The 24,716-nt window shown below is 44.4% G+C and carries 11 protein-coding genes; 3 read left to right on the forward strand and 8 right to left on the reverse strand.

Going from position 1 to position 24,716, the window contains the following annotated elements; genetic code table 11:
• Positions 1-267 precede the first annotated feature (267 nt).
• From LYNGBM3L_RS02380 to LYNGBM3L_RS42655, 3 genes are all read left to right on the forward strand, one after another.
• Entirely contained in the window at positions 268-1,737 is a 1,470-nt protein-coding gene (locus tag LYNGBM3L_RS02380; RefSeq protein ID WP_008178612.1) for an NAD(P)/FAD-dependent oxidoreductase, read from the forward strand.
• A gap of 9 nt (positions 1,738-1,746) precedes the next feature.
• Positions 1,747-3,540, forward strand: a complete 1,794-nt coding sequence (locus LYNGBM3L_RS02385; RefSeq protein WP_008178613.1) for an LIC_10190 family membrane protein — start codon at positions 1,747-1,749, stop codon at positions 3,538-3,540.
• Between the two features lie 65 nt (positions 3,541-3,605).
• The gene (locus LYNGBM3L_RS42655) at positions 3,606-3,761 is read left to right on the forward strand and encodes a hypothetical protein (RefSeq protein ID WP_154659654.1); all 156 of its coding nucleotides are present in this window, start codon (positions 3,606-3,608) and stop codon (positions 3,759-3,761) included.
• 13 nt (positions 3,762-3,774) lie between these two features.
• Here the strand turns inward: LYNGBM3L_RS42655 and LYNGBM3L_RS02390 are convergent, their stop codons facing one another.
• The 8 genes from LYNGBM3L_RS02390 to LYNGBM3L_RS02425 form a co-directional block, all read right to left on the reverse strand.
• Positions 3,775-4,857, reverse strand: a complete 1,083-nt coding sequence (locus tag LYNGBM3L_RS02390) for an amidohydrolase family protein (protein ID WP_008178614.1) — start codon at positions 4,855-4,857, stop codon at positions 3,775-3,777.
• A 45-nt stretch (positions 4,858-4,902) separates the two neighbouring features.
• Positions 4,903-13,566, reverse strand: a complete 8,664-nt coding sequence (locus tag LYNGBM3L_RS02395; RefSeq protein WP_008178615.1) for a non-ribosomal peptide synthetase — start codon at positions 13,564-13,566, stop codon at positions 4,903-4,905.
• The gene (locus tag LYNGBM3L_RS02400; protein ID WP_008178616.1) at positions 13,563-15,077 is read right to left on the reverse strand and encodes a methyltransferase; all 1,515 of its coding nucleotides are present in this window, start codon (positions 15,075-15,077) and stop codon (positions 13,563-13,565) included. The genes LYNGBM3L_RS02395 and LYNGBM3L_RS02400 overlap by 4 nt, the downstream gene beginning before the upstream one ends.
• 42 nt (positions 15,078-15,119) lie before the next feature.
• A complete protein-coding gene (locus LYNGBM3L_RS02405) occupies positions 15,120-20,225 on the reverse strand; it encodes a type I polyketide synthase (protein WP_202799138.1) in 5,106 nt (1,701 codons plus the stop codon).
• A gap of 74 nt (positions 20,226-20,299) precedes the next feature.
• Complete coding sequence (locus tag LYNGBM3L_RS02410; RefSeq protein ID WP_008178620.1) at positions 20,300-21,853, reverse strand: amino acid adenylation domain-containing protein; 1,554 nt, start codon at positions 21,851-21,853, stop codon at positions 20,300-20,302.
• A gap of 34 nt (positions 21,854-21,887) precedes the next feature.
• Positions 21,888-22,694 (reverse strand): thioesterase II family protein, encoded by an 807-nt coding sequence (locus LYNGBM3L_RS02415; protein WP_008178622.1) that lies wholly within the window; start codon positions 22,692-22,694, stop codon positions 21,888-21,890.
• A gap of 153 nt (positions 22,695-22,847) precedes the next feature.
• Positions 22,848-23,741, reverse strand: a complete 894-nt coding sequence (locus tag LYNGBM3L_RS02420) for a chlorinating enzyme (RefSeq protein ID WP_008178624.1) — start codon at positions 23,739-23,741, stop codon at positions 22,848-22,850.
• 59 nt (positions 23,742-23,800) lie between these two features.
• Positions 23,801-24,703, reverse strand: coding sequence for a chlorinating enzyme (locus LYNGBM3L_RS02425; protein WP_008178626.1), 903 nt, complete (start codon positions 24,701-24,703; stop codon positions 23,801-23,803).
• Positions 24,704-24,716: the final 13 nt, after the last annotated feature.

Genomic DNA, 24,716 nt, shown 5'->3' on the forward strand with positions numbered 1-24,716 from the left:
GAGTAGGGAGTAACGGTAATAAAAATGAATGTACATCATAAGTATGATAAACGCTATAAATCTTTATTTAAAAATAAACTAAAATCGGGTTTATTTATGAGTATTAAAATCCTGAACAATAACAGTTACTATCGACGTTTAAAATAACGTTTAACCTTAGGTTTAACCTAGAATTGCTATCGCTATGGAATAAAAATCAATATTGTCCTACTAAGCACTAAACACTCACCACTGACGCACTCACCACTGACGCACTATTTTTAATCAATGGAACATTATCCCGTAGTGATTACAGGCGCAGGACCGGCTGGTCTTACAGCTGCCTATGACCTGGTTAAACAAGGCATTAAATCTATCGTTCTAGAAAAATCCAATAAAGTCGGTGGTATTGCTCGCACCGAAGTCTACAAAGGCTATCGCTTCGATATTGGTGGTCATCGCTTCTATACCAAAGTAGAAGCAGCGCATCAACGTTGGCAAGAGGTTTTAGGGGAAGATTTTATCAAAGTTCCCCGCATGTCACGCATTTATTACCAGGGTAAATTCTACGACTATCCCCTCTCAATCTTTAACACCCTATCGAATCTAGGCATCATTACCAGTCTGGTTATGTTGCTCAGCTACTTCAAGGCAAAAATCAAGGCAAAATTGCGACCTTGGCATGAACCTGAAACCTTTGAAGAATGGGTAAGCGATCGCTTTGGTCGTCGTTTATACAGACTATTTTTTAAAACTTATACGGAGAAAGTATGGGGCATACCCTGTGATAAAATTCAAGCAGAATGGGCAGCACAGCGAATTCAAAAATTATCTCTAAAACGAGCAATCATCAATGCTTTGTTCGGAAGTCAAAATAGCAAAAGCTTGATTAAGGAATTTGATTACCCGCTACTTGGACCAGGGATGATGTGGGAAAAATTTCAGCAAGCAGTAGATAATCAAGGTGGTCAGGTAAGACTGAATACTGTAGTGACTAGTATTCAACGAGATGGCAATCATATCAAAAGCATTACTGCTTTGCAGGATGAAAAAACTATCAGTATCTCTGGAGACCATTTCATCTCCAGTATGCCAGTGACAGCACTGGTTAAAAAACTCGACCCACCTCCCCCACCAGCGGTAATCGAAGCAGCAAAATCCCTATCTTATCGAGCTTTTATTATTGTAGCGCTCATTATTGATGCTAAAGATCTATTTCCTGATCAGTGGATTTATATCCATAGTCCAGAGGTGAAAGTGGGTCGCATCCAAAATTTTAAGAATTGGAGTCCAAAAATGGTATCGGATCCTAGCAAGACCTGTCTGGGTTTAGAATACTTCTGTAATGAGGGAGATGAAATCTGGAATCTATCTGATCCCAAATTGCTGGATTTAGCCACCCGTGAATTGGCGAGTTTAGGTCTGGCGGATGCCAAGGCTGTAGAGGATGGTACTGTGTTGCGCCAACCTAAAGCTTACCCAGTTTACGACCGTGATTATCGTCAGCATTTACAAGTGATTCAAGATTTTTTAGCAGACTTTGATAACCTACAAACCATTGGACGTAATGGGATGCATCGCTACAACAATCAAGACCATTCGATGTTAACCGGAATGCTAGCAGTTAAGAACTTACTGGGGGAAAATCATGATCTGTGGCAGGTAAATACTGAGCGTTCTTACTATGAAGAATTTACCACAGAAGAGTTAAAGCAAAAACAGGATTCAGTAGAGGACTCAGTTTTTCAGCCTGTATAGGCTATTGGCATGTTCTACTTTATCACGACTTGGAATTTTCTACTTATTCCTTGCTACTTGATCGGAACTGCTGTGCTGAATGTACTGCAAGCGGATTCCTTTAAACGAGTTAGCGATCGCATTATTGCAGCAGTGTGGTTGGGCATCGTTGTGCTGTCCATTGCACTGCTAGCAACCTCCCTAGTATTTCCCCTCAATTCCTGGGTAGGCTGGTGTACCGCTGTTAGTCTGAGTTTATTGTCTCTGACATCACAACCTACCCGCGATGAAATTGCTAATCTATGTTTCATGCTGTTTCCCAACCTAGCCTTGGGATTGTTGACCTTAGAATTTGGTGTCGCAGCATTCACCAGCCGACAAGTAACTTGGCTTGACACAGGTCTCTATCACTATGGAGCCATCCGATGGTTGTCCGAGTATGGAGCAGTGCCAGGTATCGCCCTGCTCCTTCAGCAGCTTGGTTTTACCTCATCGTGGTTTGCGCTCGCTGCTCCGTTTAACCCTCCAATTTTCGATGCTCAAGTTAGTGCGATAACCAATGGCTTTGCCTTTCTTCTCGCAATAGTACACTTTCTGATTGCTTTAGCTCAACTATTCACCAATAAAGCACAGCTCAGTGACTGGTTTATCGTCATCTGCTCATTGATTGTACTCCCTCTCCTAGCTCTATCGAGTTTGATGTCAGATATCCTGGTATCTCCATCGCCAGATATCCCAGTAATTTTCCTCACCGTAATCATCGCTTGGGCAATTTTAATCATTGCTCACCATCGCTCATCATCCGTAACTCGGGGTAAAAATTCTAGTTTTAAAAATAAATTTAATAATAAATTTTACGATGAATTTATCCCACTGATTTTAGCAGCTGGAGCTGTAACCATAAAGCTTACTTCTCTACCCCTATTATTCATATCAGTTATTTTTTATACTGTTTTCAGTAGGTTTTGTGTGCAACGACTAGTGATAGGTGGTGTCATCACGAGTTTACTCTTATCACCCATGTGCGCTGTCAATATCATCACCTCTGGTTGCCCACTTTTTCCATCATCCTTCTTCTGTCTGGATTTACCCTGGTCTTGGACAGCGGAAGACGCTGAAGCAGTTGCTGAAAACACTCGCGGCTGGGGAACCTGGTTTGGCTCACCTCCCCCAAATTCAAATCCCTGGCTTTGGTTATTTTGGCAGTGGTTCAGTTCTAGTACTCTAAATCAAATTGCGACTGGAATAATTTTAATTTCAATTTTATTAGCCATCTATATTCTCCGCACATCAATCATTCATCGCCTCTGGGGTTTGATTTGGGTCTTAGGTTTAGCTATTTCGGGAACTTTATTTATGATGCTTTATGCTCCTGTGATCAGATTTGGACTAGGATATCTAATTCTTCTACCTGGTTTATATATTACTATAGTTTGTCATCAAAAAATCGGAAATTTAAATTTACTGATTACCAAAAAACTACCGGTATCAAAGTTATGGATAATTCCTCCGATATTTAGGATAACTAGTTATTTAGCTTTATCTCTTATTACCTTAGTTATTGTTTTGAATCAAAAAACGTCCTATCGACTGATTATCCCTCCCCAGATGATGACGTCAGATTTAGTAAAAAAACAAGTCAATGGTATTAATTATTTTTCTCCACAAGATATCTCTCCAGAAGAGCATGAGCTATGCTGGTCTGCTAAACTCCCTTGTGCATTTGAACTAGAAGATAATATTCAACTTCGCGATCCAAACCGTGGTATTAGAGGTGGTTTTATAAAAGTGAAAAGTGAAAAGGGAACAGGGAACAGGGAGTAGGGAACAGGGAATAGGGAGTAGGGAATAGGGAATAGGGAAAAAATCCGGCGTTGCTGAATAATATAATGATTTTAAGAGTAGGTGCGCGCCTCCAAGGGCGATTTACTCACCCTTGGGTCGCACCTGTAGAATGGGCATCTTGCCTGGAACTGGCATTTTGCCAGTTTCATGCTTATTTTCGAGCGGGCAGGATGCCCACTCTACTCCTATCCATTACTTGATTCAGCAACGCCGCTATGTTAGCCCGTAGTAATTCAAGGGATTGTCATGGAGAATTTTGTGAATTGTCTCCTCAGGGAGACGCTCTTTCAGTGCCAGTGCCTCATCGACACTTTCGATAAAGTTCGGATGATCCATGTGAGGGAAATCAGACCCAAACAATAATTTATCTGCTCCGATGTACTGGATTAACTCGGGTATATAGGGTTCTGATGTTTCGACACCAATGAAGCACTGACGGTGGAAATATTCAGAGGGCTTCATCTTGACATTATCCTTGACTTCATAGACGAGATTTTCATATTTCTCATCCATTCGCCATAGCCAGTAGGGCAGCCAACCACACCCAGCTTCAAACAAACCTACCCTCAATTGAGGATGACGCTCTAAAACCCCTCCCTCAATCATGGCCAATAGCCCCATCATCATCTCCAGGGGATGGGAGCAGGTATGAAGCGCAAAACGAGAATGAAACCGATCCGCCCCGGCGGTAGGGAGGCGGCTATGGGTTCCTTCATGAATCGTGACGGCGATGTTGAGACGTTCGCACTCACTCCAAAACGGTTCGTAGGCTGGATCACTTAACAGTTTTCCCTTGACTGGATTGGGACGGATAAAGACCGCTCGCCAACCAAACTCTGCAATTCGCTGCAACTCTGGTACCATGTCTTCGGGGTCATGTTGGCTAATGGCACCCACCCCCCTTAACTTTTGGGGGTCATGACTGCAAAAGTCCTGTAGCCAATTATTATAGGCTCGGACCAGAGCGTCAGCCAGTTTCGAGTCCATGGTGTCAATCGCCCACATAAACAACCCGATTGTTGGGTACAAAAAGGTCACGTCAGACCCCATTTTTTCCATTAGCTCAACGCGGGCTTGGGGATTATAGCCCCCTTTATAGCGATCGGGGTTCTCTTCAAATAAACGCCGACCTTCTGCCACTACGACATCTGGCGTCTTGTACATGATGGATTTTCCCTCAAATTGATTGTCTTTAGGTGCTAAGTCTTTAAACTGAGGGTCTAAGTATTTTTCCCAGAGATCGTCGGGCTCTAAGACGTGGCTGTCGGCATCAATAATGTCAAAGTTTTTCAGCATGAGATATCGTTACCCTTTTTTAATTCATGTACAAACAAAAGATTGTCATTTAGATGAAGTCTCAACATCGGTATTGAGCCCTTTTTCAATATCGGCTTTGATGGTCTCAGCCACAATGACGACTGTGGGCTGATATACCATATATTCGTGATAACCAGGAATGGTATGGACCTCCACCTTTGAGGGCGAGATCGCTTGCCAACCCAATGTAGGATCTGTTGTCACTTCCGTTGAGGATACTGCCACTGAACCAGCTTCAGCGTGCAGCAGTGTGATCACATCTGGATAGTCAGGGGGAGAGTAACTGCGCATGGCCTTGTGATTGAGCTTCATCAACTGGAGAAGACGCTCAATCTGAGCTGCCCCCAAATCTGGTGGTACTAGGTTCGCCTGGTGAGCTTGCTCCCAAATCAAGGCAGATTGTTGCTCCGAGGGCAAATCTCGGAGTACTTCCCAATCGAGGGAGAGAGGTCCGCCAAAGAGCTCAAGCAGCACTTCCACATCTTCTGATAAGACTTGCTCATCAGGCATGTGGGCCGGTGCATAGGTATCCAACAGGCCCAGAAATGCAACCTGCTCACCTTGGGAGAGCAAATCGTGGGCCATCTGCAAGGCAACCATCCCACCAAAAGACCAACCCATGAGTAGGTAAGGACCTTGGGGTTGGACTTCGCGGATGGCAGCGAGGTAGACGTTGGCCATCTCTTCCACCGTTGTCAGTGGAGCTTGTCCTTCCTGTTGCCCCAGGGATTGCAATCCATAGAAGGGCTGGTTTGCACCGAGCAGTTGGGACAGCTCCAGGTAGCAAAAGACCGTCCCACCAGCAGGGTGGACACAGAAGATGGGCGGTTGGTTGCCCTGAGTCTGAATGGGAACCAGGGGAGATAGGGTGGGCACCCCCTGCTCCTGCTGCAAGATCACGGCCAGTTGCTCAATGGTTGGGGCCTGAAATAGAGTCGCCAAGGGCAGCGAGCGCCCAAAGTCCTGCTCGATGCGATTCATTAAGCGCACGGCCAACAGGGAGTGCCCCCCCAAGTCAAAGAAATGACTGCCCACCCCAATGGGTTGAACCTCTAAAATCTCCTCCCATAGCTTCACCAGTTGCAGCTCTTGGTGATTGCGTGGGGGAATGTAGGTATCAGGGGAGTAATGATCGCTGATTAATTCAGGGGTGGGCAATCGTTTGCGATCGACCTTACCATTTGCCGTTAGGGGCAGGGCATCGAGGACCATGTAACTCGGCGGGACCATATACTCTGGCAACTGCTGCTGCAAGTAGTGACGCAGTTCGTCGATGCGCATGTCATCGTGGACGTCTTCTGTGGCAGAGTCAGATGATGATTCTGAGTGAAAGACCACATAGGCGACCAACTGCTTACTCTGTAGTTCACCCACAGCAGCCACAACGGTTTCCTTAACTGTAGCATGCCCCAGCAGGGTTGCCTCAATCTCACCGAGTTCAATTCGATAACCACTGATTTTGACTTGGAAATCCTCCCGACCCAAAAATTCACTGTTGCCGTCGGGTAAGTAGCGGGCCAAATCACCCGTTTTATACAAGCGCTCTCCAGTCTGGGGATGCAGGATAAAGCTGGCATTCGTTTTTTGCTCATCCCGCCAATAGCCCTGGGCCAGACCAATCCCACCAATGTAGAGCTGACCTGGAACCCAATTAGGACAAGGGTCCAGATTGTGATTGAGCACATGTAGGCTTTGATTCACTAGAGGTTTGCCGTAGGGAATGCTCTTCCATTCCGGCTCTACGGTAGTGATGGGATAGTACACAGACCAAATTGAAGCCTCTGTGGCTCCCCCCAGACTGACCACCTGTCCTTGGGGCCATAATGATTGGATTTGGGTCGGTAAATTGAGTGGAATCCAATCACCACTCAACAGGGCAAGTCGGAGGTCCTCAGTTACTTGGTCTGGGTGCTCAGACAGATATTCCACTAGCATCTGCATCAGGGCTGGGACAGTGTTCCAGAGGGTGACTTGATGGGTCGTCATTAACTCAACCCAATGGACTGGGTCTTTGGCTGCCTCTGGAGTGGGCATGACTAGGGTGCCCCCCGCTGCCAGGAGGCCAAAGATATCGTAGACAGACAGGTCAAAGTTGAGGGCAGAGACCGCCAGCATTCGGTCAGTGGGCTGAACGTCAAACCGTTGGTTAATATCTTGGATGGTGTTAACGGCTCCTCGGTGATCGATCATCACCCCTTTGGGTGTTCCTGTAGAACCGGAGGTAAAGATCACATAGGCTAAATCGCTGCTGCTAACGTTTGCCTCCAGGGGAGTGTCTATGATCTCCTGTGGTTGGGAAGCAACCACCAGGCAGTGCAGGTGGTCTGGCAATCCTAAGCTAGCGTTTAGGGCAGCTTGTGTCACGACCAGTTTGACTTCTCCTTGCTCCAGCAAAGACCATTGACGCTCCTGGGGCAGGGCGGCATCAATGGGGAGATAGGCTGCACCAGCCATCAAAATGCCTAAGACAGCAACGATTTGCTCCCAGCCTTTTTCCATGAGCACGGCTACTAGGGTGTTGGGGGTGGCTCCCAATTGCTGAACTTGCTGGCCGAGCGCCTGAGCTTCGGTGTAGAGTTCATGGTAGGTGAGGGTGCGTTGCGGGGTGATGAGGGCGATCGCCTCTGGTCGCTGCTGAACTTGCTTCACAAACAAATTATGGAGGGTCTCTTCAGAAACAGGGGCATAGGTTTCATTAACTTGGAGGCGTTGGGTAAGTTGAGAGAGGGGCAGTAGTTGAGGGCAAGTCTGCGCCCAAGCCACATCGGAGGTTGCGAGCTGTTGCAACCAATGGTAGTAGCTTGTGAACATGTCATTGAGGAACCCCTCTGGGAAGAGGTCTTCGACTACATTCCAGATTAGGAGTAAGGCACCATTTTGTTCAGCAACAGAATTGTCTAGCCACACTTGAGGGGTTTTAGAGACCATATAAACAGTTTCTCCCAATTGGTCGAATGGCCAAGCGTGCCATTCATTGGACGGCAATCCCTTCTCTGCCGACGTATTCAGCGCCAGCGTACTGGTAAATACAACCCCCATGGGTTGATAACTACCGCGCTGACGGCGAAGTTCTCGTTGCACCTCAACGCCCCCAACATAGCGGTGGTCTAGGTCTTGCCAAAGTTGTCCCTGGAGACGTTGAGCACGCTGAGCAAAGGGAGCTGCGTTTTTTTGATTGACCTCTAAGAGTGTCAGGGAAGTGAAGTCTCCCACTAAATCATTGACTTGGGGATGCAAAGGTAGCCGGTTAAAGAGGGTGAGATTGATCGTGAATTTGGGACTTTTGCTCCAATAGGCTAGGAAATCGGCAAACGCGGCTAACAAGACCCCTGACGGTGTCAAACTGGCTTGTTTTGCCCTGGCTTGCAATTGCTGCCAATCTGGGGCAGACAGTTCAGCCCGATAACAATTAAATTCAGGTTGCTCTAGTGTGGCAGTTTGCTTGACCAAGGGAAGTTCTGGTGCAGGGGGGAGTGTCTCTAAGCGATTCCACCAATACTGTTGAGAGCGTCGATATTGGGGCGTGTCTTTGAGACTCAGTTCTGCTAACACATAGTCCCGAAATGTGAGGTCTAATTTTGGTAGGAAACTGTCTGGGTTCTGGTATAGCTGCAGCCATTGTTGCCAAACAATGATCATGCTCCAGGCATCAGCAATTAGGGCATCAAAGCTCCAGTGTAAGCGGTAACGCTGATCCGCTAGGCGAGTCACACGAATCTTAAATAGTGGCCACTCTCCAGCGGGGAACATCTCGTGGGACAGGCGATAACGAATGGTTTCTAGTTCGGTTGAGACGATTTGTTCTGGTTGACCGCGCAAGTCTAAAACTTCAATCTGATAGGGGTAAACCTGTTCAAGGACTTGCTGTTCACCATTGGGTAGAATCACCATTCGCAGCATGTCATGATGGTCTATTACTTGCTGCCAAGCCTGACTTAACCGGTCTAAAGCTAAATTCTCACAGTCCAGTTCCAGATAACCATGCGTGGTAATATTACCCAAGTCAAAGTGCGAATTGCGGCCGAGCCAATAAGCTTGTTGAATCTCGGTGAGGGGAAAGGGTTGATAGCGCTGGCTTGGCGCAGGCACAATTGTGGGTAAAAGACCATCAGGCTTTTGCTTTGGTGAATCTTCAACCCTAGGTAATTGGACTAAGGCTGAGTCTAATTCGGCAATGGTGGGGGATTCCAATAAACGCTGTAAAGTCAGTTCCTTTCCAAGAGCTTGTCTGATCCGAGACACAACTTGGGTAGCCAGCAAGGAATGTCCACCCGATTCAAAAAAGTTGTCATGTATACCCACCTGTTGGATACTCAACACCTCTGCCCAAATTGCAGCTAAGGCTTTCTCTGTGCTAGTCTCAGGAGCCACGAACTCGGTTGACCTACTACTGGTATTATCGGGTGCAGGCAATGCCTTGCGGTTTACCTTGCCATTGGGTGTCAATGGCAGTTGTGGCAAAATCACGTACCTACTCGGCACCATATACTCCGGCAACCGCTCCTCCAGATACTTCCTCCACTGCGGTATTAGTTGTTTGCCTGTTACAGAAGCCAAGGGATTATTGCCATAACGATGCCAGTTCCCCCCTACCACTGATTGTTGAGTTAGTGGTGTTAATACCATCGCTTCTGGGGCTAAGGAGCTTCGCACAAATACTGCATCAAAACATCCTTCCGTCTTATGTGACCAACACAACTCTAGTTCATACCCCAAAGAGGCGCTCAGTTGATGTAGCTGTTCTGGTTCGATACCATTGACTAGCTTCTGCCGTAACTGTTGTCTCAACTGCTGCACATTCAGTTTTGACTCTACTTGTGAGAGCAACTCTACCGCAGCCATATCTGTTGCCACCCGACCATTAGTCAAACTACTAAAGCAGATTGATTCTGGTTGCTGTTGTCCCAGATATACTTCAATGTCTTCCATTGACATACCCACACCATTCTCTACTGGTGCAACGATTACTGATGTAGGTTTAGCCTGTATGTGCAGTAGCACACTGTAACGGTATTTATTCAGCTCGTTGTGTTCGCTTCCCCTCTGTAAACGGATCTGTACATGAGTGATTTCTGGATAGGTGTCTTTGAGGGCGACAAACAACTCTGGTGAGACCAACAACTCTGTCTCCTGTTGCATAAGCCTGTATATGCCTTGCTTTAGTTGTTGCACAGAGAGTGATGGGGGAGCTTTGTGCAGTTGCACCGAAGTGTGAAATGCCCTCATTAGTGGCAAAGAGCGGATATCCCCTAGGAAAATCATTCCTCCTGGTTTGACTACCCGGATACTATTAGAGATTACTTGCAACAGATACTCTACACTTGGGAAATACTGGACTATGGAGCTTAGAAGCACTACATCAAAGCTGTTATCGGCAATGTCTGCCATCTCTTCTGCTGCTTTCTGAGCTAAGGTGACATGAGCATATTTGTCCGGTTGCTGTGCTATTTGTGTTTGGATATACTTCAACGACACTTCTGAGATATCGGTGCCGTAATAAGCCCGTGTGTGGGGGGCTATTTTAAATAGCAGCATTCCTGTGCCACAACCTACTTCCCACACTGAATTGGGTTTGTTGGCTAAGACTTGAGTTACTATATCCTCCGCCCAGTCTCGCATTTGTGCTTCGGGTATGGGTTGCTTGTCGTAGTTGCTTAAGTAACCAGTAGTGTTGAACAGTGGGTCTGTGACTTCACTTAGTTGAGAGTATATTTGTTGGTTGAATATTTCTTGCCAACTGTTGAGGTGAGTCTCTGATAGTTCTGGGTTGGAGTTGGTTGCCGTTTCCATTTGAGCCACTATATAGGCACATAGATGTTTGTCTCCTGGTTTGTCTTCTCTGGCTACTACTACTGTTTGTTTTACCGTGGGATTTTGATTTAGTACCGCTTCAATTTCGGCAGTTTCAATGCGGAATCCTCGTATTTTTACTTGATGGTCGATCCTACCCAAGAATTCGATGTTGCCATCTGGTAAATAACGTGCTAAATCCCCTGTTTTATAAAGCCTCTGTTCTGCTTTGTTACTGAAAGGGTTGGGGATAAACTTCTGAGTGGTTAAGTCGGGACGGTTGAGGTAGCCACGAGCCAAACCGATACCACCGATATACATTTCAGCAGGAATGCCGATCGGAACTGGTTGTAAATTGTTGTCTAGAAGGTAGATTTGGGTATTAGCTATGGGGTGACCAATGGGCAGCACTGAGTACTCTGGTGAACATTCTGCCATCGTGGCACAGACTGTTGATTCTGTTGGTCCGTAGGCATTGACAAATTGTCGCCCCTGTGACCATTGGGATATTACCTCTGCTGGACAGGCTTCTCCTGCTACGACTATAGTCTGGAGGGATGGTAATTCCTCTTTTTGCATCACTGCTAGAGCTGACGGAGGCAGGGTAAGGTGGGTGATTTTTTTCTCATTGAGCCACTTACTCAAACTAGCTCCTGGCAACAAATTTTCTCGGCTTTCCAGATACAGACTGGCACCGGAACCTAAAGCCATAACTATTTCCCAGATCGAGGCATCGAAGCTTAAAGATGCGAACTGAAGCACTCGACTATTTGAGCTGACTTTAAAGGCTTGAATCTGAACTTTAAGTAGGTTATGTAGTCCAATATGGGCTACCATTACTCCTTTGGGTTTGCCTGTGGAACCTGAAGTGTAGATCACATAGGCTAAATTTTCTGCCGTAACTTCACTGGTAACATTTTTAGGATTTTCAGTAACAATTTTTTGCCAATCTCGATCTAAGCAAACTACCTTTGCTTCGTATTGAGGCAACAAAGTTAGTAACTGTTGTTGAGTTAGCAACACCGACATTTGGGAGTCGCGAAACATATAGTCTAGACGTTCTTGGGGATACTTGGGATCTAAAGGTACATAAACTCCTCCTGCTTTGAGAATCCCCAACAATCCCACTATCATTTCTAATGAACGCTCTACACAAACGCCCACCAATACCTCTGGACTTACGCCTAAACTTTGTAGATACCGAGCTAATTGATTTGCACGGATATTCAACTCTTGGTAGCTGAGTTTCTCTTCCTTAAAAACCACCGCAATAGCATCCGGTGTCTGCTCCACTTGTTCTTCAAACAACTGATGAATACATTTGTCTGTCGGATAATGAGTAGTGGTCTGATTCCATTCAACTAATAACTGATGCTGCTCTGCCTGGGTTAACAAAGGCAATGACTCTAACCTTTGTTCAGGATGCGTGACAATCCCTGCTAACAACGTTTGTAAATGACTAGCCATCTGGGCAATAGTCTGCTCATCAAATAGGTCAGTGTTGTACTTGAAGAACCCAGACAGTTGTGAGTTAATTTCGATAATTTCCAGCACCAGGTCTTCTAGGCTTTCATATTGATCGAATAGAAATGTTTCAACTTCCATTCCACCCCAATGAACCAAGGTCTTTGTTTCACCCAGGAACAGCTGTTGCGTTTCGGACTGTAGGAAATTATGGAGTCCAAAGAAGACTTGGAAAATGGGGGAACGGCTGAGATCGCGCTCCGGTTGCAATTTTTCAACTAACAAAGAAAAGGGATAATCCTGGTGGGCTAATGCATCAATAACCGTCTGACGAACTTGGGTCAAAAACTCTCGAAAACTGAGGCTCCCTGACACCTTAGCTCGCATTACCATCGAGTCAACAAAATAACCCACCACTGAGGTAAACTCCGGTCTGGTTCGACCAGAGGTTGGAGAACCCACCAGAATATCTTCTTGCCCTGTATAACGATGCAGTAATACTTGAAATGCAGCTAAGAGCGTCATGTAAAGGGTTGCCCCTTCTGCTTGACTCAGAGCTTTGACCTGTGTTACCAAATGCTCAGGTAACTGGAACCGGTAAACCGCACCATTATTAGTTTGAATTGGAGGATGTGGCCGGTCAGTTGGCAAATTTAACACCGGTAACTCCCCTGCCAGTTGCTGTTGCCAGTAGGTCCACAGGCTTTCTCCTTTTGAGCCCTCCACTAATTGCTGTTGCCACTTAACATAATCCTGGTAGGTATGCTGCAGGGACGGCAGATCAACGGCAACACCTGCACAGTGGGCTTGATAGAGTTCTGAGAGTTCCTTGACAATTATATTGGCAGATGAACCATCCCAAGCAATGTGATGGATGGTAAGCAACAAAATATGCTCTTGTTCTGATCTCGTGAACCATCTAACCCGCATCACAGGATCGGTTTGTAGATCAAAGGGATGCCGATGCGCTGCCACAACTTGGGTCTGCAATTCATTCTCATCCCAAGTAGATGCGTCAATCTGCACAAAGTCGAGTTGCTCGGAATGCTGTCGAATCGGGGTCTCCCCACATTTAGGGAAAGTGCTACACAGCAATGGATGGCGCTTCCTTAACGCCTCAAACGTCTGTTGCCAAGTCGTAACATTGACTTGGGAATATATGCGAGTGGCAAATGAAACATTGTAATTAGGGTTGTCTGGGAAGAGTTGCCACAGAAACCAGATGCCCTGTTGACCGTAACCAAGAGGGTAAACCTGGAGAACTTCTGGGTGCTCCTGCAAAATTGTGAGAATGTCTCGTTTGTGTTGCTTGAGCTGGGCTAACACTTGATCTGTTGAGTCAGCATCTGGAGCCTGGAAACAGACTTGCCCCTCTTCAGCCCAAAATTGCCAGCCGCTGATGACAAGCTCTTGTAAAAACTCTGATAAGTTCATAACCTACCTTCCCTCATTTTTTTGTCCTGAAGCGCTATCTCTTGTAAATTGTCGCCATCCATCTTACTCTCTAGATCTTGAGCACCTTGAGCATTCCGATGTAGTAGTTCACTCACCTTGATTGCCAGACGACTAATATTTATATCTCCCATCAAATCCGCAACAGAGATGTCAACACCCAAGTCAGCTTGAACTCGATTTCGCAATTCCAAGACCATGAGAGAATCAACACCCATCACAGTAAGTGATGTCTCTTCATTGATTTCAGCTTGTGTCTCCTTTAAAATAGCAGCAACAACAGTTTTGAGATAAAACGCTAAGCCAACCTGAGCATCGGATAGATCCTGTGACAGAAATTGTTGCCGAAAATCTTCTCTAGTACCCTGAGAAAAAGTCGTCGATCCTTCTCTGAAAAACTGAGGTAACAACAGGGGTTTACCATTAGGACTGTTCTCAATAATTTTCGAGTAGGGGGTTAAGTTCTGAAGTTTTTCTTGATTTAGTCGTAAAATTGTCTCCTTTTCAGTAAAGCTATCTTTCTGGACTGTAATTAATAGATAAACAGCCAATTTTTTGCGCAGTAACTCTCCAAGTTCATGGGGACCAACAAAATGATCTTTAGCGTTCTCATCATAACCTTGACATAGACGAGCTAAGTTATCGGTAAAATTTGGATCGTACAGATAATTGGCAATTCCAAGGCTAGCATCTACTCCCTCAACCACTTTTAAATTATTTCGAGCCAGCAACTGTGCCCATTTTGATCGGGTAACATAATAAGCAGTCGATTTGGCATCGTCAATGGGCGTCAAGGGCAAATTGGAAATAATTTCCGCTGCTACGAAAAAACCGCTATCGTTGAGATGTTGACTTATATTTAAGAATACATCTTCCTTGCGCTTGATATGATGAATGACCTGACAGCTGAAGATTAAGTCATAGGTATCAGGCAATGGCTGTTTAGCACTATCACGGTTGTAAAGGTAAATACGGTCAGAATAGCCCAAACCTTGGATTTTTTGCTCACCTGCTTTGACTTGCTCTGGAGAAATGTTATAGCCATCTAGCTGGAGATGGACATGGTTGGTTGCCAAATCAATTAAATCATGGGAGTATCCACAACCAATATCCATAACTTTTTTAATCGATGAGAAGTCGATGCCCCTAAATAATACAGCCTTCATTTCGGCTTGCGCTTGTAGACTTAAGCTAGTCTGCTCCGGGTGCTGATCGGGATTGAGGATAACTTCCAGCCAAGAAAAGTCAGGCACAACCTCAGAAAAGGGTGCAAATCTCGCATAATCTTTCGCGGTATTGCTATGATCTAGCGCTCGATAATAGCGGCTTAACCTTTCTTCAGTTGACCCTTTTTCAGCAATGAATTCCTGACCTGATAGTTGCTGATGTGGTTTGTTTTCGGCAATCTTCTTTTCAAAAAATTGACGTTGTTCAGGAGAAAGTTTTGACAATCGTTCTTGAAGATTATTCATGTTTTCTAGATCGTCAGACATTTTGATTGTTTCCTAATTAATTCAGTTTTTTGGTTAATTTTGCTATGAATTTTGCGAAAATTTTTCTGCTTCTGACAAGAGCTTATTTAAATTTTCACTATCCATCTGTAGCATCTGATTCATTAAATCCTTCTCTTTACGATCTTTATTAGTCAAGAGTTCATTCTCTTGATGATAAAGATTTATAATTAACTGCGCAAATTTCGACAGTAATTTCACTTCTTCCTCTCGCGATAAATCCAATGTTTTTTTTAAATATTGAATTAAATCTAAAACATTTCCTTGATTGAGCAATCTAATAAAATTATTTTTCTGATTTTTAGAAGTCGCTGATGTGAATTTTTGCTCATTCGTTTCATATTTTTCAATCCAGTATTTTTTGCGTTCAAATGGATATGTGGGTAATGTCACCTTCTGATAGCTATATTCTTGGTTCAAACTAGACCAATTAACCCGAACACCCTGTACATATAGCTTTCCTAAACTAGAGAGCATCTGCTGCTCATCGTCTACCGTCGGACGCAGAGAAGGTAACCACACCCCCGTCCCTTCTGGGAGGCATTGACGTCCCATACCCAACAAAATGGGTTTGGGACCAATTTCTAGAAAGCAGTCATACCCAAATTCAGATAATGCTTCCATACTGTGGGCAAATCGAACTGGTTGACGAATGTGATTGACCCAGTACTGAGCAGTGGCGATTTGTTCGTCTGCTTTTACCCCCGTCACATTTGAGATCAAGGGAATGCGAGGAGAATGATAAGTGAGTTGTTCAGCTACCGTGGTAAACTCTGCCAATATTGGCTCCATCAGAGGAGAATGAAATGCATGGGAAACTTGGAGTGACTTGGTCTTTACCCCTGCTGATTCAAGCTGGTTAGAGATCGCACCCAAGACCTCAGCAACACCTGAGATCACCACACTTTCAGGTCCATTAATAGCTGCAATAGATATCTTCTCGGTATGGGGGGAAATTAGCGATCGCACTCTCTCTTCAGAGGCCATCACTGATACCATCGCTCCTCCGGCAGGTAGCTGCTGCATCAACCGGCCCCGAGCAGCAATCAGTTTTAGTCCGGTTTCTAAATCAAAGACCCCAGCAATCGTCGCTGCCACATACTCACCTACGCTATGCCCCATTACCACCGCTGGCTGAATCCCCCAGGATTGCCACAATTGAGCTAAGGCATATTCGATCGCAAACAAAGCCGGTTGGGTATAGGCTGTGTTATTCAGCCGAGCAGCATTCTGCTCATCCGCTGTTTGCGGATATAGAAGATCAATCAAAGAAACCTCAAGCTCGGACTGTAAAATCTGGTCACATTGGTCAATCGCATCCCGAAACACAGACTGAGTTTGATACAGTTGCCGCCCCATGTTCAGATATTGCGACCCTTGACCAGTGAACAAGAAAGCAATTTGGGCTCGAACTGATGCTTTAGTCTGCCCTTGAGCAAGTTCCTGAGTTTGCTCAGGGCTCAACTCAGCATTATCATCCAACACATTTGCCAGTTTGCAACGTAGATCAGGAATCGAATCACTTACTATCGCTAACCGATGTTCAAAGTGTGCTCTTCCCACACAAGCCGTATAACAAATATCTCCAAGCTCCACTTCAGTATTGTCACTCAGATAGCGTTGATAGCGCTTGACTAACGCTTGCAGTGCAGGAGCTGTTTTGGCTGAAAGGGTGAGAAGATGATGCGATCGGTCCTCAAGCTTGGCTCCATCTTCGTTTCTGGTTTTTGGTTGGGCATTTTCTGGTGCTTCCTCCAAAATCACATGGGCATTTGTTCCTCCAAACCCTAAGGAGTTAACACCGGCCCGTCGAGGATGACCATTCCTCTCCCACTCAGAGAGCATTGTATTCACAAAAAACGGACTATTGGCAAAGTCAATTTTGGGATTCGGTGTTTGGAAATGAAGACTAGGGGGGATTTGTTTGTGGTAAAGAGCAAGGACTGTCTTAATCAAGCCCACAATGCCGGAGGTGATTTGTAAGTGCCCCACATTGGTTTTGACAGACCCAAGGGCACAAAACTGTTTGCGCTGAGTTTTAGCCTGAAATGCTTGGCTCAGAGCACCCAATTCGATCGGGTCTCCGAGCAAAGTTCCTGTGCCGTGAGCTTCCACATAGGTAATCGTCTCGGGATTGATATTGGCAGTTGCAATTGCCTCGGCCACCACTGTAGTCTGTCCCTCCCCATTGGGTGCGGTATACGCAACTTTGTTGCTCCCATCGTTATTAATGGCAGATCCCTTAATAACCGCATAGATATGATCTCCATCTTGGAGAGCTTCCTCCAGGCGCTTCAAGGCAACCAAGCCAACGCCATTGCCAAAAATAGTTCCTTCTGCTTGGGCATCAAAGGCTCGACAGTGGCCATCGGGAGATGCTATGAGCCCTTCTTGGTGGAGATGTCCAACTCGTTGGGGCACCTGCACTGAAACACCTCCCGCAAGAGCCAAGTCACATTCTCCATTAAGCAAGCTCTGGACTGCTGTGTGAACTGTAACGAGTGAAGTTGAGCAAGCCGTTTGAATATTGACACTCGGTCCAGTCAGGTTCAATTTATGGGAGATGCGTGTTGTCAGATAATCTTTATCATTAGCAAGTACCACCTGCAGGCCGCCCATAGAGTCGGGAGTGAGTACTCGTAAATCATCATGTTCATCAAAAGTGTCACGGTTGGGCAGAAGATTATGAATGAAATAAGTACTTAACATTGCTCCCGCATACAAACCAATAGAGCCTGAATAAGTCAGAGGATCATACCCTGCATCTTCCAAGCTTTCCCAGGCACATTCCATCAATAATCGTTGCTGGGGATCCATAAATTCAGCTTCTCGGTTAGTATAGCCAAAGAAGTGAGCATCAAAATATTCCACATCAGAAAGAATTGGACTTGCTCTCACATAATTAGGATTACTTAAAAGCTTCGGATCAATGCCAGAAGCTAATAGTTCTGAATCTGAGAAAAAGGTAATGGACTCCGTTCCATTCTGTAAGTTCTGCCAGAATTGATCGAGATTATCTGCGCCAGGGAATCGACCTGCCATGCCAATCACCGCAATCTCTGTTGAGTCCGCTTTACGAACTTCTTGGCGAATCTGTGCCCGTGCATACCCCTGTTGGGCTGCTGAATCTTCAGGTTGCGTCTGGGTGAAATATTGAGCCAACGCCTCGATAGTGGGATGACTAAACATCTCTGCAATTGACAATTCTTTGCCAAAAGATTCTTGCAACTGACTTTGTAGCGTTAACAGTAAAAGGGAATGACCACCTAATTCAAAGAAGTTCTCTTGCAAGCCAATTTTATCTAAACCGAGGACATCTTGCCAAATATTGACAATTACCTGTTCTACCTCAGTTTGAGGTAAGGCTAAGGCTGTTTCCTGAGATCCCATAATTCTTAGAGACTGTCCTACTGTCTCGATTAAAGGATCAAATTCTCCTGCTTCAAATTGCTGCTTTAACTTTTGACGTTGAATTTTTCCAATTGCTGTTTTAGGAATAGATTCCTTACCAACCGGTAGGAGATAATCGGGATTAATTCCTATATTTTGAACGACAGCACCTCTAATTTTTTTTATTAGTCCTTTGAGAACTTCTGGATTGGTCTCAATATTTGCTTCAACCGCACTAAAGAAAATCGCAAGTTGATCTGATGAAGACGAATTCGTTTTACCTTGTATAGCGCAGGCAGCTGTGAAGGAAATTTCAACTCCATCCACTTCTTCCACTACTGCTTCAATTTCATGGGCAGGGTAATTAACTCCATTGATCAAAATTACGTCCTTATCTCGCCCTGTTAAAACAAGATATCCATTCTCTAGATAGCCTAAATCCCCCGTCCTAAACCAGCCATCCGCAGTAAATGCAGCTTGATTTATCTCAGGGTTTTGATAGTAACCACTAGTGACTGATGCCCCTTTAACTTGGAGCTTACCGATCGCACCTTCATGAACAATTTCATTATCATCATTAACAATTCGCAGACAAGCACCAGGAATAGGAAGACCCAAACCAACAAAGGGCATGTCATCTGAAGTATTACTGAGTGAAAATTGATCGGACCAAGTAATGCCTCCAGAGGTTTCTGACATGCCAAAAGCTGGACGTAATACCGTTTCTGCTAATCCTTGTCGCTTCATTAATTTCAAAAATCTACGAGCGACTTTAGGCGAAATTTGTTCTCCTCCATTCACTAAGAAACTGATCGATGACAAATCCCATGACCCTGCTTCAGCATCTTGAACCAAGTCATTAATGAGGGAATATGCAAAGTTTGGTCCCCAAGAGATTGTTGCTTGATGTCGTTCAATCAAAGCTAACCAATGGAGTGGGTTTTGCAAAATATATTTAGTTGGTGCATGAACTTGTTGGCAGCCTAGTTCTACGGCCATAACGTTCAGCATAATAATCCCCCCCACGTGATCTAGGGGCATCCAATTCAAGGTTACCGCCTCAGAATCGAAGTGATTCATCTGGATCGTGCCTGCAGACTCACTCAAAATATTTCTATGGCTCAACATGACTCCTTTTGGGAGTCCAGTACTGCCAGAGGTTAACAAAAGCAAAGCCAATTCATCTGGTTGCCCTCGGTAAATTTCTTGAGTTGGATCTTGCTTCCTTAGATCTTCAATGACACCTGTCTGAAAATCCCTCAAATTTAGATGAGTTGATAGAGACCGAATCTCAGGAGCAAGCTCTCGGTTGGTTAATATCAGCGGATGCTCTAGCATCTGCCATGCATTGTGTAACTTTTTAGTTACATTATTTAATTGCTGGTAAGTAGGGGCGATAGATAGAGGTACAGGAATAAATCCACCTAATAGACAACCCCAAAAGGCTGGAATAAAATCATGTCCTTCTTCCAATTGCAATATCACCTTATCTTGTGGTTTAAGATCCCATTGTCTTAACCCTGCCAATATCCTTTTGGCATCTAATAGTAAGTCTTGATAGGATTGGTATTGTTCTGAGCCATCCGCCTGAATATATGTAATTCCTTTATTCGTTAAAGCTGCTCGCGGTAACAGATCGCATAGAAGTGTTGGAGAATTTGATGGGATATTTAATGAACCACCAAAGCTGGTGGAAAGTTTATGATTTACCTCATCATAGTTTTTTTGATGTATACCCATAGGATTATCCTTCATGCGTTTAGTGCCACTTTTCAGCAATCAATTACAATTCTACCTCGATGATCATAAATATATTAATGCACTTTACTTGCCAGCAAATCCCTCTCTAAGATAGACGATAGTGTTTTTCGATCGGTTTTTCCAGAGGATAGCTGAGGAAATTTTTCCATAACGACAATCTGCCTCGGCACCATATACTGTGGTAATTCTTGGTTTAAATGCTCTTTTATTTGTTTCAATGCACTATCTTTTGATGTCTCATTTGCCAACATCAGAGCCGCAGCCAACATTTTTTCTCCATACTTAGATTCTAGCGTCACTACCTCTGAATTTTCCACCCAATGGAATCTATTAATGACTTGCTTTATTCCGTTGAGGTGAACTCTATACCCACCAACATTTACTTCATTATCATTCCGTCCGACGAAGAAGAGGTTACCATCTGCTAGGTACTTACAAATATCGCCTGTTTTGTAGCAAGTTGTCCCCTTGAATTCAACAAGTCTTTCTTTACTTTGCTGCTCCCGGTTCCAATAGCCCGCCATGACCTGAGTGCCACCGATCAAGAGTTCTCCTGGTATTTCTGGATCGTAGATCTCCTGATTCTGCTGATCTACTAGATATAGCTTAGCATTTTTCAACGGTTTGCCAATAGGATATAGCTCGCGACGATTTGGATCTCGATCGCGGATGATATAGGCTGCACAAGCACAAGTTCCCTCAGTCGGTCCGTAGCCATTGATAATTTTTATGTTCTCACCCTTTCCCAACCATTTTTGGATCACTTTGATATCGGGAACATCTGCACCAGTTAGAATTGTTTTGAGATCTTTAAGGATAACATCGTCGAACTCTTTTGTTTGCGCAATCAAGCCTAACATTGAACCGAAAGCAGCAAAATGAGTTACTGAGTTATTTTTGATTACCTCAAACAGCAACTCATGTAAGACAACATCACTATATAAATATAGCCAGGCTCCTTGGTAAAGGGGAAATAGTATATCTATTACTGATGCATCAAAATGAAAAGGTGAGAAACTGACACAACGTGAATCTTCATCTACATCATAAAACTCTCGAGTTCCCTCAAAAAAATCTATGACACTGCCATGCTTAATCAATACTCCTTTAGGATCTCCAGTTGAGCCCGATGTATAAATGCAATAAGCAATATCTTCACTTTCAATTTGTGGCAATCTATCTTTTTCCTCTACTGTGCTGTCGGTGATTAGAGGGTGTAATTGCTCGATTAGAACTATTTTCACTTCCTGCGGAACATTTTCGCTGACCAAATGCAATAATTCTTGGTCTGTCAATATCACACTAGGAATAATTTCTGTAATGATTTTATTAAGACGATTGACAGGCATCTTACCATCTAGGGGCACATGGATGCAGCCTGCCTTAAATATGCCCAGTATACCAACCATGAGTATAGTCTGCTTACTGGCTAGTACCACTACGCGATCGCCTTTTTGACAACCCATCTCGATTAACTTTCGTGCAAAGCGGTTACTAGCTGCCTCCCAGACACCATAGGATAATTCAGTTTGTCCATCTGTTATTGCACATTTATGAGGAGATTTTTTACTATGTCTTGTCACAAGATTAGCAATGTTTTTACCCATGGTGATTTCATCCTTTTATATGATGGTTAGTAAGCTATGATTTTTGCAATGCTACTTTCGTCGAACAATTATCATTAGCCTTAATATATCGCTGTAATTCTGTGCAGATAGTGTTAAGCACTAACTCTTCTGCACTGTGCAGGAAGAAATGGTCTCCAGGGAAAGTATATAGTTCAAACTCCCCCTTAGTTTGTTCTTGCCAACTATACATACCGCTCTTACTAACAAATGAATCTTCTGTACTATATAAAGCAATGATCCGGCAGTCCAGTGGCTCTTCATCTTTATAAATATAAGTTTCTCCCAGTTTGATGTCCGATCGGAGGCGTGGAAGCAGCAACTCAAACAATTCCTCATTTTGAGCAATCACTTGAGGTATCCCGTTATAATCGCGAATTGCTTGAGCAAATTCATCATCAGGCAACTGGTGCATATTTGAGGATTCTTTTGGTCTTAGCTGGGGAGCATCAAACCCTGAAACCATTAGAAATTGGGGTTGTCCGAGTTCTTGTTGACGTAATAGCCTAATCAAGTCGAAAGCAATCAATGCACCCATGCTATGACCCATAAAAGCAAAGGGTTTGGACAGAAACGGCGACAACTCTTGAGCTAGTACAAGATTAATGTCCTCAATATTGGACATTAACGGTTCATAACAACGCTTTTCCCTGCCTGGTAACTGAATTGCGACTAACTCAACTTCATCAGGGAGCGCTCTCGACCAATCCTGGAAAATAGAACCCCCTGCACCTGCATAATGAAAGCAAAATAAACGCATCTTGGATGCCTCACATTTTGGGGTTTCATCAAAAATTAACCAGGATGAATCATCTGTTTGCATTGGCTTATAACTAATATGTTGCCATGAAGGTATGCTAGGAGGTTCCTTTCTTAGAGAGCCAGTCAAGAAACCGGGGTTCTTTTGAGGAAATACTGATATTTCCTTGTCCTCCTCATGGGAAACCCGGTTTGCCGAGAATACTTGACAAATTCTCTACAGAGGTTGTCTCACTTTGTTGTGTTTGTAAGTATCTTCCCCAGCCACTAGAACAGTTGAATAGCGATCCAGCATAAACTTTTCCCCAAAGTGCTCAAAAGAATCCCAATCTGGATATACTCTCACATCTGTTGATACAAAGCGTGTTGACCAACCGTAACGTATCGATGATTCAGAGGTATTTGGTTCAGAACCATGCATACAGCGAGAGGTAAACAGGAAAAATTGACCCGGTTCCATCTCCAAGTGTACCGCTTGGGATTCATCTGGTTCCCAATTTGGATCGAGTTTCAGTTTATCGTAGTCATAGCCATAGAAACCTGATTTTTGGCCTTTGGTGAGTTTTTGGTTGATATTATCTGGCTCAAACTTAATGTTCCGATGTTCGTCAAAGTACCAGGTAGTGTGAGTACCAGGCATGACTTTCATACAACCATTTTTTCGAGTGGCTTCACTGAAGGTTACCCAAGCAGTCAGTTCCCAAGGTCCATCGTGAGACTCAGTAGGAACCAGCTTCGACTCTCCCTCAAATTCTACGAAGCTTTCTGCTTGATGCCAGTCTGTACCTTCATCACCCGGATATTTGGGAAACCACTCTGTTCGCCAGCACAGTACATTTGGACCCAAAATACTACTAACACGATCAACAACTTTTGGGTGAGAGATGATATCATTGAGAGCCTTGATATCAAGATGGCGATCATAGTTCATTTTGTTGTTTGGGAAAGGAGCCGTTTCCTTGTCCAACAGATCCATCTTGATACCATACCATAACTCAAGCATCTCTTCTGGTGGGAAGAGAGTAAAAGGTCCAATATAGCCATTTTCCTGAAAGAATTGTTTTTCTTCCACAGAAAGATAGTATCTGGGTTCAGCAGTGATAGTTTTCATTCTTATCTCCCTTGTTTCTCTTGAAGTGGTCAAATACTTCTGCAACAAATCTACTCAGGTTACTGTCCCAAAGGTCGTCTAATTTTGTTGTGTTTGTAAGTATCTTCCCCTGCTACCAGAACAGTTGCATACCGTTCTAAAGGAAATACTTCTCCAAAGTGCTGAAAAGATTCCCAATCTGGATATACTCTCACGTCTGTGGGAACGAAGCGTGTTGACCAGCCGTAACGTATCGATGAGCCAGAGGTATTTGGTTCTGAGCCATGCATACATCTAGACGTAAACAGAATAAATTGACCCGGTTCCATTTCCAGGTGTACCGCTTGGGATTCATCAGGCTCCCAGTTAGGATCTAGTTTCAGTTTATAGTAGTCATAGCCATAGACCCCAGTCTTTTTACCCCCAGTGAGTTTTTGGTTGATCTTGTCTGGCTCAAACTCAATGTTACGATGCTCGTCAAAGTACCAGGTATTGTGAGTACCGGGCATTACTTTCATACAGCCATTTTCTCGGGTGGCTTCACTAAATGCAACCCAAGCAGTCAGTTCCCAAGGTCCATCGTGAGACTCAGTAGGAACCAGCTTTGACTTGCCCTCAAACTCGACGAAGCTTTCTGCTTGATGCCAGTCTGTTCCTTCATCACCAGGATATTTGGGAAACCAAGCCGTTCTCCAACATAGTACATTTGAGCCCAAAAGACTGCTAACACGGTGAGCAATTTTTGGGTGAGAGATAATATCACTCAAAGCCTGGATATCCAGATGACGGTCATAGTTCATTTTACTGTTAGGGAAAGGTGCCGTTTCCCTGTCCAAAAGATCCATCCTGATTTCGTTCCACAACTCCAGGATCTCTTCAGGTTGAAATAGAGTAAAAGGTCCAATATAGCCATTGTCTCGAAAGAATTGTTTTTCTTCCACAGAAAGATAATAACTGAGTTCAGCTTTTGCCCTAGTTTTCATCTACTTTTTTACT

The sequence above is a fragment of the Moorena producens 3L genome, from assembly GCF_000211815.1.
In the GTDB taxonomy this organism is placed as follows: Bacteria; Cyanobacteriota; Cyanobacteriia; order Cyanobacteriales; family Coleofasciculaceae; genus Moorena; species Moorena producens.